At 42.8% G+C, this 2,710-nt stretch carries 3 protein-coding genes; 2 read left to right on the top strand and 1 reads right to left on the bottom strand.

Going from position 1 to position 2,710, the window contains the following annotated elements; genetic code table 11:
• Positions 1-166: 166 nt before the first annotated feature.
• A complete protein-coding gene (locus tag KO530_RS21825; protein WP_216050585.1) occupies positions 167-898 on the bottom strand; it encodes a FadR/GntR family transcriptional regulator in 732 nt (243 codons plus the stop codon).
• A 273-nt stretch (positions 899-1,171) separates the two neighbouring features.
• Here KO530_RS21825 and KO530_RS21830 point away from each other — a divergent pair, with 273 nt between their 5' ends.
• Positions 1,172-1,507: a cupin domain-containing protein gene (locus KO530_RS21830; RefSeq protein ID WP_216050586.1), complete on the top strand. Its 336-nt coding sequence runs from the start codon at positions 1,172-1,174 to the stop codon at positions 1,505-1,507.
• Between the two features lie 25 nt (positions 1,508-1,532).
• The gene (locus KO530_RS21835) at positions 1,533-2,531 is read left to right on the top strand and encodes a sugar kinase (protein WP_216050587.1); all 999 of its coding nucleotides are present in this window, start codon (positions 1,533-1,535) and stop codon (positions 2,529-2,531) included.
• Positions 2,532-2,710 lie beyond the last annotated feature (179 nt).

Consider the following 2,710-nt stretch of genomic DNA (forward strand, 5'->3'; position numbering starts at 1 on the left):
CGGCGGCTTTAGCCCCGAGAGAGCCCATGGCCTAAAGACCATTCTACAGGGCTCGAGGAAAAATCCATGCGCGGTCACCCTGTAGTCGGCGGCTTTAGCCCCGAGAGAGGGGTATCAAAACCCCATGATAAACCCATGGCCTAAAGGCCATGCTACAGATTAATGCCTATTCGACTAAATGATTCAACGAATATAAATCGCGGGTTTGGGTCGATTGTTTGCGCACTTCTTCTAGGGCTTTGGCTTCGCTAATTTCGAATAATGTATTGATTAATCGATTGAAATGATAATGCATTGCTTGTCTTGCTTCCGCCGAATCTCGATTTTTTAGGGCGGTGAATATCTTTCGATGTTCTTCTAATCGGTCGCTGTCGCTGCGGTTGCAGACATTTTTGTAGACGTTAACAATCTCTGGTTCTGAATCTCGTAATTGCCAAAATTTTTCAACCGCTAAAGAGACCGCGTTGTTTCGCGTTGCTTTGGATATGATGAGGTGGAACTGGCGATCGGCCTTTTCCGGTTGAATGCCTTTTTCCATGGCAACTAAAGTGGCTTCTAATTCAGCCAGTTCTTGTTCGGTAATTGAGGCTGCTGCTAACGCTGCGGCTTCACCTTCAACTAATGCTCTTGCTTGGGTTAATTCAAAGGCACTGACTTTTACTTCAGGTTCTGCTTTTTGAGGATTTTCCAGCACGTAAACCCCAGAACTTGTTTTCACGTCAACCCGTTCCCTTACTTCCAAAGCAATGATTGCTTCTCTAATCGTAGGGCGGCTTACGTTAAACGTTTCAGCTAATTCACGTTCGGGTGGTAATCGACTGCCGGGAGGATACTTTCCGGAATCAATTAACGCTTCGATTTTTTCGACTATCTGCCAAAACATGCGACGATTTTTCATCTTATGACCTCTCACCCAAACACTACAGCTTTAGTATTATTATTTCGCTTTTCTGTTTATTTTACTTATACCTAGGTTTGTACTAATACTTAGTTAGGATAAACCTTGTCTATCTTTACACTTGCTTAACAACTAAGGTAATTAACCTAGCATACACCTCCCCAAGATTATTACCAATAAAATTTAAATTGGTAACAACAAGAGGGCATTAATGGTTGACAATTTTAGGTTAAGTTGATTAGATACCACCATAAATTAACTTGGGGAAAAAATATGACACATAGCGAAGCGTTTATTTACGGTGATAAACAACCAATTGAAGATATTGGTAACGGCATGAAACGCCAATTAATGGGCTATAATGACCAAATTATGATGGCCAAAATCTGGTTTGACGACAATGCGATTGGTTATGTTCACGCCCATCCTCATTCTCAAGTTACCTATATTGAAAGCGGTGAATTTGAAGTGCAAGTGGGTGAAGAAAAACAATTATTGAAAGCTGGCGATTGCTTTTTTATGCTACCTCATGCTGACCACGGCGCAGTATGCAAAAAAGCTGGCATTTTAATCGATGTTTTCAGCCCGCTTAGAGAAGACTTTTTATAATATTTATTAAATAGAGAACCAATGAATGTCACATCAGAATGAAAATACCAGCGATAACCCGTCAGTGGATATTTTTACTAAAGTAAGCGGGCCGCTAGTATTTGCAGGCGAGTGTATGCTTGAGTTGGTAAACAAGAGTGAGAATGAGCTTGGAAAGTCATTTGCAGGCGATTTATATAACTCTTGTGTCTATTTAAAACGTGCCTTTCCTGAGCTAGACATTGAATTTATGTCGTGCTTAGGAATGGACAAACTCAGTAGTGAGTTGGTGTCTCGTCTATCCAATGAGAGCATCGGCAGCCAGTTTCTCCCGAAGATAGCTTCACATCATATTGGCAGTTATATGGTAATTACTGACGATTTTGGTGAGCGCTCATTCATTTATTGGCGTGGTGATTCTGCCGCGAAGCGCATGGTTAGTGCTTTGTCTTCTGAGCAATCCTTGGCGTTAAATGAAACCGGAATGTTCTTCTTCTCAGGCATAAGTTTAGCGATTTTGTTGGATGAAGAAAGATCCTTGTTCTGGCAGAAACTAGAGGAAATGCAGCAGGCTGGCGTGGTGATTGCGTTTGATCCTAACTACCGCCCTCAGCTTTGGCGTTCTGCCGATATTGCGAAATTAAATATCGAAAAGGCGTTCCAGATAGCTGATGTATTACTTCCTGGCGTAGATGACTTTGATAAGCTTTATGGTATGGATGACGTTGAGCAATGTATCGAGTTGTGCATGCAGTATTCGCCAAAAGAATTGGTGATGAAGCAAGGCGAGAAGAACGTCATCATCATCAACGAAGGCGGACGTGAGGTTGTCCCCATTGTGCCCAATGACAATGTAGTTGATACCACCTCAGCGGGCGATGCATTTAATGGCGTTTATATTGGTGCCCGAGTTTCCGGTTTCGATCCTAAAACCTCTGCTTTAGCAGCTAGTGCAGCAGCCAGTAAAGTGATTGAAACACCAGGCGCTATCATGCCTAAAGACCTGTTCGAAAATTTCTGGCAGTCTTATAAATTACCGGTTTAATCAAACCGGTAATTCCCTTTTCTAATCAGTTAGATCCCCTACCCTCAAAATATTCGATCCATTGATCCCCCTGTAGGCGGGTGTTTTAACCCCGCGCGTGTGATTTGATGGATTCAACCCTGTAGGCGGGTGCTTTAGCCCCGCGCGTGTGATTTGATGGATTCAACCCTGTAGGCGGG

The organism is Aliiglaciecola lipolytica (genome assembly GCF_018860635.1).
In the GTDB taxonomy this organism is placed as follows: domain Bacteria; phylum Pseudomonadota; class Gammaproteobacteria; order Enterobacterales; family Alteromonadaceae; genus Aliiglaciecola; species Aliiglaciecola lipolytica_A.

Bases quoted from the DNA above. Each gene is read 5' to 3' on its own strand.
- KO530_RS21835 (WP_216050587.1), top strand. From the start codon at position 1,533: ATGTCACATCAGAATGAAAATACCAGCGATAACCCGTCAGTGGATATT.
- KO530_RS21825 (WP_216050585.1), bottom strand. From the start codon at position 898: ATGAAAAATCGTCGCATGTTTTGGCAGATAGTCGAAAAAATCGAAGCG.
- KO530_RS21830 (WP_216050586.1), top strand. From the start codon at position 1,172: ATGACACATAGCGAAGCGTTTATTTACGGTGATAAACAACCAATTGAA.